This window comes from Actinomadura kijaniata NBRC 14229 (assembly GCF_001552175.1).
Taxonomy (GTDB): Bacteria; Actinomycetota; Actinomycetes; order Streptosporangiales; family Streptosporangiaceae; genus Spirillospora; species Spirillospora kijaniata.
On record NZ_BCQR01000049.1, the window covers coordinates 18,289 to 27,897 of the forward strand.

A 9,609-nucleotide genomic window follows, 5' to 3' on the forward strand; every position below is an offset into this window, starting at 1 on the left:
GTCCAGGCACCTGCATGATGGGCATCCATGATCGACGAGGAGGCGACGATGGCCGACGTGATGCGGGCCGTGGTGCTGAGCGGCCCCGGGCCCGTGGGCAACCTGCGGCTGGCCGAGCTGCCGCTGCCCGAGCCGGAGCCGGGCTGGGTCCGGATCCGCGTGGAGGCGTTCGGGATCAACCGCTCGGAGCTGCACACCCGGCTCGGGCTGGCCCAGGGGGTGACGTTCCCGCGCGTGCCCGGCATCGAGGCCGCCGGGGTCGTGGACGCGGCGCCGCCCGGCAGCGCCCTGGAGCCCGGCCGGCAGGTGGTGGCCATGATGGGCGGGATGGGGCGGACCTTCGACGGCGGCTACGCCGAGTACACCTGCGTGCCCGAGCGGCAGGTCATCCCCATCGCCACCGACCTGCCGTGGGACGTGGTCGGCGCACTCCCGGAGATGCTCCAGACCGCCAACGGCTCGCTCACCACCGGACTGGACCTGCGGCCCGGCCAGACCCTGCTGGTCCGGGGCGGCACCTCGTCGGTCGGGACGGCCGCCGCGGCGCTGGCCAGGGACATGGGCGCCACCGTCCTCGCCACCACCCGGCGGCCGGAGCGGTTCGACGCGCTGCGCGCCGCCGGCGTGGACCACCCGATCGAGGACACCGGGCGGATCGCCGAGGCGGTGCGCGCGATCGTCCCCGGCGGCGTGGACGCCGCCCTGGAGCTGGTCGGCACCCCGACCCTGCGCGACACCCTGGCCGCCACCGCCGTGCACGGCACCGTCTGCTTCACCGGGATGCTGTCCAACGAGTGGACCGTCGAGGACTTCTACCCGATCGAGTACATTCCCACGGGCGTGCGGCTGACCGCCTACGGCGGCGACGCCTCCGACCTGCCGCCGCAGGTGTTGCAGCGGACGCTGGACGCCGTCGCCGCGGGCCGCCTCTCGTTCCCCGTCCACCGGGTCTACGACGGGCTGGAGGAGGTCCGCCGGGCCCACGCCGACATGGAGGCCGACGCCGCCGTCGGCAAGCTCGTCGTCCGCGTCCGCCACCGCTGAACGCGTCCTGACAAAAACGCGGCGGAAAATAGCGGCGCATTCCCCGGAACGCGGAATCGTGGCGTGCCGTACGGCACGCCACGATTCACGGGGATTCGACGATCATTCGACAGCGGACCGTCGGTGATTCGACGGCGATTCGACGGTGGGAACGGGTCAGTCGAGCGCCGGGTAGGCGTTCTTCAGCAGTTCCTGGAACTGCTCGGAGGACCAGTGGCCCGACAGCGGCATGTTCGGCCGCGCGCCGGACATGTTGTGGTTGTTCCGCGGATTGCCCTCGTAGGTCGGGTCGCACATCCGGTCGAAGCCCTTGCCCTCGTTGTTGGGGATCTCGCGGCTGGCCCCGTCGGACTCGCCCGGGGGCTTCATCCACACGTAGGCGTCGATGCCGGGCTCGGGCGCGGCCTTGGGACGCTCGCCGAGCCCCGCCCCGGCCTGGTTGCACCAGTTGCCCAGGTGGATGCGGCGGTCGATGCGGCTGCCGTCGACGTAGGCGTCCACACTGGTCTTCGGTCCGGGACCGGTGGGCCGGTTCGGGCCGCCCCAGCCGTTGCGGGAGGTGTCGATCAGCACGCCGACGCCGGGGTCGAAGCCCGCCTGGACCAGGCGCTGCCGCATGCCCTGCGCGTAGCTGGTCTCATCGACGTACCAGTTCCAGTCGACCCACTTGGACTGGCGCACCGAGGTGCCGTTGACGGAGTCGTTGATGCCGAAGTACGGCTCCTTGGTCGCGCCGTAGTTGGCGGTGTTGGTGATGAAGCCGTGGACGTTCCTCACCGACCCGGAGTCCTTGGCGACCTGGGCGAGCAGCTCGGCGGACGGGCCGAGGTTGGTGTCCCAGCCGAGCCAGCCGTGGTGGCCGACGTCCAGGTAGTTGTAGACGTTGGGAATCGCCCCGAACTGCTTCAGCGCGTAGGCGATGCCCGCCTGGTAGTTGCCGTTGGCCTTCATCGTCTCGCAGTTCTCGGTCCAGGTGGGCCGCGGCTTGACGTTGGTGACCAGGTTCGGCAGCGAGTCGATCTCCACGACGGTGACGATCCGCAGCCTGGCGTACCTGGCGTCCTTCAGGATGGCGGCGATCGGGTCGATGTACCGGGTCTTGTAGTCGTCGATCTGGTCGGCCTTGAGCTCGCCGTTGGAGGCCAGCGCCGAGCAGTCGCGGCCGGGCAGGTTGTAGACGACGAGCTGGACGACGCCCGCGCCCTGCTCCAGCGCCTTGTCCAGGTGGGCGCGCAGGCCCATCCCGCCGTTGACGCCCTGGATCGCCGCGATGCGGTCCAGCCACACCCCGGTCGGCTGGTTGGCGACCTTGCTGCCGCCGGGCTCGGCGGCGGCCCTGGCCGACCACTCGGGGTTCACGTACGCCTTGACCCCGACGTACGGGTTGTCCACCCGTCCGCCGGGCGGGTCGGTCGGCGGGTCGGTGGGCGGGTCGGTCGGGCCGGTCGAGCCGGTGCAGAGGGTGCCGTTCAGCTTGAACGCGGCGGGCTTGTCGTTGGTCCCGCCGAACGTCGCCTGGAAGCCGGGCGTGACGGTGGCGCCCTTGCCCAGCGACGCCGCCCAGGACGGGTTCCTGACCGTGACGTGCTTGCCGGCCTGGGTGAACTCGCCGTTCCAGCCCTGGGTGACCTTCTGGTCTCCGGCGAAGTCCCACTCCAGGGTCCAGCCGTTGAGCGCGTCGCCGAGGTTGGTGACGGTCACGCTGGCGGTGAAGCCGCCGGACCACTGGTTGACCGCGTAGTCGACCTTGCATCCCGCGGCGGCGCCGGCCGGGAGCTGGGCCAGCGCGACCGTCCCGGAGGCCAGCAGCAGCGCCGCCGCCCCGGCCGCCGCGCCGCGGCGGGGGAATCGGATGGGGGGTGTTCTCATCTTCTCGGATCCTCCTCAGGATCGGGCCAAGGCGCGCAGATGGTCGCGGAGACCGGCGCCGTAGGGGGTGGGCGTGCCGTCGTAGGAGCTGATGAGGGCCGGGCCGCTGGAGCAGTTCCAGGTGTTCCAGGTCCAGCCGAGGTAGGAGGCGCCCGGCAGCCGGTCGAGCCAGGCCATCAGGGCGTCCACGTAGGAGTGGCCGCAGGTGTTCTCGCCGATCTCCCCGGCGACCAGCGGGACCTTCGCGGCGACCGGGGCCAGGGTGCGTTCCCAGCAGTCGGCGTTGGAGCAGGTGTTGAAGTTGTAGGAGTGCCAGGCCGCCGCCAGGTTCCCGGTGGGGTCGTCCGGGCGGTGCTCCAGCCACCGGCCGAGGTCGTTGGAGTAGGCGATCCCGGTGGCCAGGACCACGTTGGCCGCCCCGGTGCCGCGCACGGCGTCCAGCAGGTCGCGCATCCCGGCCGCCCGGTAGGTGAGGCCGGTGCAGGCGTCGCCGCCGTCGCGCCAGCACTTCCAGGCCTGGTCGCGGTCCATGGTCTGGAGGAAGTCGGGGAACGGCTCGTTGAACAGGTCGAACACCACCTCGGTGCGGTCGCGGTAGGCGGTGGCGACCTGCTTCCAGAACTCGGGGGCGTACCGGGCGTCGGGCATCGGCTTCTGGCAGACGGCGTCGGCCGTGGAGCAGTGCGAGCCGTGCCCGGTGTACAGGCCGTTGCTCCAGTGCAGGTCGAGGATGGGGGTGAGTCCGTTGCGGAGCAGCAGGTCCACGTAGGCGCGGACCTGCTCCTGGTAGGCCGCGCCCCGGTAGGTGGCGGAGACGTTCGGCAGGCCGAGCCAGCAGTCGGCGTTGAGCGGGACGCGGACGGCGTTGACGTTCCAGCTCTTGATGGCGGCGACCGAGGCGGCGTCCATCGGGCCGTCCCAGAAGCCCCAGCCCTGCACGCAGGCGAACTCGCCGCCGGACCGGTTCACCCCGCGCAGCCGGACGGTCCTGCCGTTCGCGTCGACCAGGGTGTTGCCCGAGACCTTCAGCTTGGGCGCGGCCGTGCCCGGCGGAGTGGTCGGGGGAGTGGTGGGCGGCGTGGTCGGGGCGCCGCCGCCGCAGGGGGCGCCGTTGACGCTGAACGCGGTGGGGGCGTCGTTGCGGCCGCTGTGGGAGAAGGTGGCCCCGGTGGTGACCTGCGCGCCGGTCGGCAGCGCGGCGTTCCAGCTCTCGGCGGTGACGGTGACGTCGCGGCCCGACTGGCTCCAGCGGCCGTTCCAGCCCTGCTGGAGACGCTGGTCGCCGGTGTGGGAGAAGGTCAAGGTCCAGGTGGCGAGGGCGGGGCCGCGGTTGGTGACGGTGATCCGGGCCGTGAAGCCCGTGCCCCAGTCCTCGGTGGCGTAGCCGACCTCGCACCGGACGGCGTCGTCGGCGGCGGCGCGGAGGGCTCCGGCGCCGCCGGCGACGACGCCGAGCGCCAGCGCCACCAGACACAGCGCGCGGACCGCCGAGGCGAGGACCGCGGTGGCGGGCAGTCTCATGGGACCTCCGATCGGCGGGCGGGGGAACGCACTTTATGGGAGCGCTCCCACAACAAAGTCGTGGCGAACGTAAGCCGGTCCGCGCCCGGAAGGAAGTGCTTTTCACGCCTTTCACGGTCTTTCTCGGAAAGGAAAGGTCGGGTTGACGTAATTGGTGCGGTGGTCTTGACAGGATGTCCCATTTCACCGATCTTGGGAGCGCTCCCATATTCCCCGCCCGGCCCGGTGGGGCCGGAACTCCACCCCAGAAGGGAGTGCCGTCGTGGCGTACGCCGACTCCTGCACCGAATCCCCCGAGGCCGGCACCGGAACCGTCGACCGGGCCCCGACCCTGTCCCATGTCGCCGCGCTCGCCGGGGTGTCCCCGGCGACCGCCTCGCGGGTGCTCAGCGGCTCGGCCCGCGTCAGCCGCGCGGCCCGCGACCAGGTCGAGGCGGCGGTCCGCCAGCTCGGGTACGTCCCCCGCCGCTCCGCGCTGCGCGCCGCCCCGCCGGGGACGGCGGTCGCGGTGGTGCTGTGCGAGGACAGCGAGCGGGTCTTCGCCGACCCCTTCTTCGCCCGCCTGCTGCACGGCGTCGAGCGGGAACTCGACGGCCGGGCCCCGCTGGCGGTCCTGATGGCGGGCCGGGACGCGCGGGCGCTCGGCGACGGGTGCGCCGCGCAGTACCTGCGCGGCGGGCACGCCGCCGGGGCGCTGGTGGTCGGGGCGCGCCGCGACCATCCCGCCGTGCTGGCGCGGACCGGCCCGCCCGTGGTGCTGGCCGGACGGCCGCTGTGCGGGCCGCCGCTGCCGTTCGTGGACGCCGACAACCTCGGCGGCGCCCGCCTGGCGGTCCGCCACCTGCTGGCGTCCGGGCGCACCGCCGTCGCGACCATCGCCGGGCCCCCGGACATGAGCGCGGGCGCGGACCGGCTGTCGGGCTACCGGTCCGCCCTGGCGGAGGCCGGGCTGTCGACCGACGGGCTGGTGGCGCGCGGCGACTTCGGGCGGCTGTCGGGCGAGCACGCGATGAACCGGCTGCTGGCGCGGCGGCCGGGGCTGGACGCGGTGCTGGCCGCCTCCGACGCGATGGCGGTCGGCGCGCTGAGCGCGCTGCGCCGCGCGGGCCGCCGGGTGCCCGACGACGTGGCGGTGGTCGGGTTCGACGACGGCCCGTTCGCGCAGCGGGCGGTGCCCCGGCTGACCACCGTGCGGCAGCCGGTGGAGGAGATGGGCGCGCGCCTGGTGCGCGAGCTGCTGGACCGGATCGGCGGCCGCCGGGGCCGGGACCGGGGCGTGGTGCTGAGGACCCGCCTGGTCCGCCGCGACTCGGCCTGACGCGGGGGCCGGCGCGGGGGCCGGGCGGACGGGGGACCGCCCGGCCCCCGCGCGGTCACCCGGCCGTGCAGGAGGGGGCGATCTCCGCCGGTGCGCCGGTGGCGGTGAACCCGAACGAGGTGGCGCCGCCCGCGGCCAGCGAGCCGTTCCAGGATTCGTGGACGGCGGTCACCGCCGTCCCCTGCTGGGTGACCCTGGCGTTCCAGGAGGCGGAGACGGTCCGTCCGGCGGGGAAGGTCCAGGTCACCTTCCAGCCCTTGGCGGGGGAGGCGCCGGTGTTGGTGACGGTGACCTCGCCCTGGTGGCCGCCGGACCAGGAGCCGGTCTGCCGGTAGACGGCCTTGCATCCGGTCGTCGGAGGGGGATCGGTGGGACCACCGCCGCCGAGGTCGCCGTAGACGATGCCCCGGCCGTTGGTGCCGAGGTAGACGCGGCCGTAGACGCGCGGGTCGCCGGTGAGGGCGTCACCCATGTTGCCGTACTGGTGGCGGTCGTCGTTGACGCGGACCCAGGTGGCCCCGGTGTCGTCGGACCGGAACAGCCCGTCCTGGCCGTTGACGGTCGCGACCAGGTAGACGGCCGGGCGGGTGCGACCGGGCGCGGCCTTGCCGAACCCGACGTTCACCGCGCCGGTCACGCCGGGGAGCTTGGTGAAGGTGGCCCCGGAGTCGGTCGAGCGGTACAGGCCGCTGTCGCCCGCCACCCAGATCTCGCCCTCCGCGCCCGGCACGGCCTTGAACCGGGCCCGCCCGGTCGGCAGTCCCGTGGCGGCGGCGGTGAACGACCGGCCGCCGTCGGCGCTGACGTGGAGCCTGCCCTCGGCGAGCGCGTAGAACCTGCGCGGGTTCACCCGGTCGGACTCGACGACGGCGTTGGCGGGCACGCCGGTCGCACGGGTCCACCCGGAGTCCGGGCCGGTGGCGTGCACGACGGGCTGACCGGCGTCGCCGGGCGCCCAGACGAAGTTCGCGCCGTCGGCCCCGGCCGCGACGGTGCCGCCCCGGTTCACCCCGGACGGCTCGGGCCCCTGCGTCCAGGTCGCGCCGCCGTCGGTGGAGAACGCCACATGGCTGTCGGCCGGGCGGTCGGCGTCGGTGAAGTCGCCCGCCCGCACCATGACCTCGGGCTTCGCCTCGGCGTAGTCCAGGCTGGTGCCGCTGGTGAAGTTCGGCCGGGTGAACATCATCTCCGGCACCCGGTCCAGGGCCGTGTGACGGAACCCGCCCAGGTCGAGCAGGGCGCTGACCAGCGGCGCACCGCTCGGCGGGCTGACCAGGTCCTGGACGGCCGTCTCCTCCAGCCCCTCCACCATCGGCCGGACGGTGAACCGCCCGCCCCGGTCCCAGGCGGTGAGGTCCTCGGTGCCGTACAGGGTCGCGCCGGTCCCGTACATCAGCCGGTCGGAGTCGAACGGGTCGATCTCCACCGACTCGGTCATCCAGCCGAGCTTCGGCGCGGTCTCCGGCGGGGCCGGGGTGGCGCCGAACGTGAGCCACGGCGTCGCGGTGACGTCCATCCGGTAGCGGAGGGAACGGTTGGGATAGCCGGAGTAGTCCCAGGCGCGCGTCCACGTCTTCCCGGAGTCGGTGCTGCGGAAGAACACCACGTCGGGCCACCACGACATCTGGGTGGCGACCATCAGCGTGCCCGGCCGGTTGCGGTCCACGGTCAGCCCGCTGTAGCCGAAGTGGGCGTCGGCGCTGTCGGACGGCACCGGGCTGATCCGGGTCCACGCGCCGGAGCGGGTGTCGAGCCTCCACACGTCGCCCTTGGACCCGTCGTAGGGGCCCGCCGTGTCGCTGGTGGCGATGTAGAGCGTGTGCGAGGCGGCGTCCAGCACGCCCTTGTGCGCGATGTGGCCGGTGGGCGCGCCCGGCACCGGCTCCCAGGTCGTTCCGGCGTCGGTGCTGCGGTACACCGTGTTCTTCTTGTCGGCGACGCCGACGTAGATCGTGCGGGTGGGCGATCCGGCCGTCCCGGTGCCCTCGTCGAACGTCACCCACACCACGCCCGGCCGGTGGCTGCCGTAGCCGTTGGTGTCGGACGGGTCGTCGGCGTGGTCGCCGACGGCGGTGAGGCCGGTGACCCTCGACCAGGTCGCGCCCCGGTCGGTGCTGCGCCACAGGCCGTTGCCCTCCGGCGCGCCGAGGTACAGGACGCGGTTGTCGTGGGGGTCGACGGCGAGTCGCTCGCCCATGCCGCGTCCGGGCATGTTGCCGCCGAGCTTGAACGGCAGCGCGGCGGTCTGCCAGGTCCGGCCCCGGTCGGCCGAGCGCAGGACCGCGCCCCGGCCGGGGTCCCAGTCGTTGGTGTACATGCCGACGGCCGCGTACACCCGGTCGGCGTCCACCGGGTCGGCGGCCATGCTGATCACGCCGTTGTGGCCCCACCGGTCCCGGCCGACCCAGTCCAGCAGCGGCGTCCAGGACCGCGTGGCCTGGTCCCAGCGGTACGCGCCGCCGATGTCGGTCCGCGCGTAGACGAGGTTCCGCTCCTTGCGGCTGAACACGATCCCCGGGACGAATCCGCCGCCGCCGATCTGCACGTTCTTCCAGGTGTAGCCCTCGGCGGCCGCGGCGGGGGAGACGGCCGGAGGGACGGCGGCCAAGGCGGTCAGGGCGGTCGCGGCGAGGGTCAGCGCGGCCAGGGCGGCGGACAGGGCGGGGGGCGGGGCGGGGGCTCGACGCACGGCGTCCTCCTAGGGTGGGGCTGCCAGGAGGATCATCGAACCGCTTCGACGAGGCAATGCCTGGCCGCCCGCGCGCCGATCTTTCATGCCGGGCGCCCGCTCGCACCCACGTTCACCTGCGGGAATGCGGACGGTACCGGGAAAGGAAACGGACACGCGAAGGCCCCGCCGTGTGGGGCGGCGGGGCCTTCGGGCCTCGTGCGCGTCAGGCGGCGGTGCCGGCGCGTCAGGCGACGATGCGCAGCGGGTTCTCCAGCAGCTCGGCCAGGGTGGCGAGGAAACGGGCGCCGGTCGCGCCGTCGGCGGCGCGGTGGTCCACCGACAGGGTGATCGCCATGCGCTTGCCCGGAACGATCTGGCCGTCCTTCACGACCGGCTCGTCGCGGACGGCGCCGACGGCCAGGATCGCGGCCTCCGGCGGGTTGATGATCGCCGAGAACTCCTTGATCCCGAACATGCCGAGGTTCGACACCGAGAACGTGCCGCCCGACATGTCCTGCGGCGCGAGCTTGCCCTCGCGGGCCCTCCCGGCCAGCTCGCGGGTCTCGGCGCCGATCTGCGACACCGTCTTGCGGTCCGCGTCCTTGATCACCGGGACGAGCAGGCCGTCCTCGACCGCCACCGCGATGCCGACGTGCACCCGCCGGTGGTGGACCAGGGCCTCCTCGGTGAAGGAGACGTTCATCTCCGGGTGCTGGCGCAGCGCGGTCGCGACCGCCTTGACGACCAGGTCGTTGACGCTGACCTTGGCCGGGTCCAGGGCCTCGTTCAGGGTGACCCGGAACTTCAGCAGCGCCTCGGCGTCCACCTCGCGGGTGAGGTAGAAGTGCGGGACGTTCTGCTTGCTCTCGGTCAGGCGGCGCGCGGCGACCTTGCGGAAGCGGTTCAGCGGGACGCGCTCGACGTCCTCGTCCGCGGCGGTCACGGCCGGGGCGGCGGGCCGGGGGGCCTGCGCGGCCGGAGCCGGGGCCGGGGCGGCGGCCGGAGTGGCGGCCGGGGCGGCGGCGCCGCCGTTGCGGATGGCGGCCTCGATGTCGGCGCGGATGATCCGCCCGCCGGGGCCGGTGCCGGTGATGGCGTTCAGGTCCAGGCCGTGGTCGCGGGCCAGGCGGCGGGCCAGCGGCGAGGACGGCGGGCGCGAGCCGGCGACGCCGTTGGACGCCGGGCG

6 protein-coding genes are annotated in these 9,609 nt (G+C 73.8%); 2 read left to right on the forward strand and 4 right to left on the reverse strand.

Annotated features, from left to right (window positions below; genetic code table 11):
* The first annotated feature begins 27 nt into the window (after window positions 1-27).
* Window positions 28-1,044, forward strand: a complete 1,017-nt coding sequence (locus AKI01S_RS17380; RefSeq protein ID WP_245681669.1) for a zinc-binding dehydrogenase — start codon at window positions 28-30, stop codon at window positions 1,042-1,044.
* 156 nt (window positions 1,045-1,200) lie between these two features.
* Here the strand turns inward: AKI01S_RS17380 and AKI01S_RS17385 are convergent, their stop codons facing one another.
* The gene (locus AKI01S_RS17385; protein WP_067818287.1) at window positions 1,201-2,913 is read right to left on the reverse strand and encodes a glycoside hydrolase family 6 protein; all 1,713 of its coding nucleotides are present in this window, start codon (window positions 2,911-2,913) and stop codon (window positions 1,201-1,203) included.
* Window positions 2,914-2,928: 15 nt separating this feature from the next.
* Window positions 2,929-4,434, reverse strand: a complete 1,506-nt coding sequence (locus AKI01S_RS17390) for a cellulase family glycosylhydrolase (RefSeq protein WP_067818290.1) — start codon at window positions 4,432-4,434, stop codon at window positions 2,929-2,931.
* Between the two features lie 262 nt (window positions 4,435-4,696).
* Here AKI01S_RS17390 and AKI01S_RS17395 point away from each other — a divergent pair, with 262 nt between their 5' ends.
* Entirely contained in the window at window positions 4,697-5,752 is a 1,056-nt protein-coding gene (locus AKI01S_RS17395) for a LacI family DNA-binding transcriptional regulator (RefSeq protein ID WP_218009709.1), read from the forward strand.
* 55 nt (window positions 5,753-5,807) lie between these two features.
* On the opposite strand, the gene AKI01S_RS17400 is transcribed toward AKI01S_RS17395, so the two are convergent.
* Together AKI01S_RS17400 and AKI01S_RS17405 are read right to left on the reverse strand one after the other, a co-directional pair.
* Entirely contained in the window at window positions 5,808-8,441 is a 2,634-nt protein-coding gene (locus AKI01S_RS17400; RefSeq protein WP_245681670.1) for a cellulose binding domain-containing protein, read from the reverse strand.
* A 226-nt stretch (window positions 8,442-8,667) separates the two neighbouring features.
* On the reverse strand, window positions 8,668-9,609 hold a 942-nt coding region (locus AKI01S_RS17405), incomplete at its 5' end, for a dihydrolipoamide acetyltransferase family protein (RefSeq protein ID WP_067818294.1).